General features: G+C 60.3%; 1 pseudogene. It reads right to left on the bottom strand.

Annotated features, from left to right (window positions below):
* Window positions 1-302, bottom strand: a pseudogene (locus AKL29_RS42590) (hypothetical protein); the annotation flags it as partial.

Here is a 302-nt window from a genome sequence, read left to right as displayed (position 1 = left end):
AGCGCGGTCATTCGGTCGTCGATCGCCGAAGCAACGCGCCTACCGCCGACGATCAACGCTCCAATGATACTCACCAGGATCAGGAACGTCCCGGGATACTGCGCATAGGAGGCCAGCCATTGGGATACCCACGAAGGCAGGAACCCACTCAGCATTCGGATAAAGTCCGAAACCCATTTGAGCGCGTTGACCCTCTCACCCAGCGGATCACGCCGCCCGGTGAACGGAAATACGACAAATACCACCGTCGCCGCCAACGTGAGGAAATACAGCGCCGCGCGGGTGTAGACGAGCGGCCAGAC

Origin of the sequence: Bradyrhizobium pachyrhizi (assembly GCF_001189245.1) — a bacterium.
Lineage (GTDB): Bacteria > Pseudomonadota > Alphaproteobacteria > Rhizobiales > Xanthobacteraceae > Bradyrhizobium > Bradyrhizobium pachyrhizi.
Note: the sequence above shows the minus strand (reverse complement) of the source record. Positions and strands in the feature narration are given on the sequence as shown.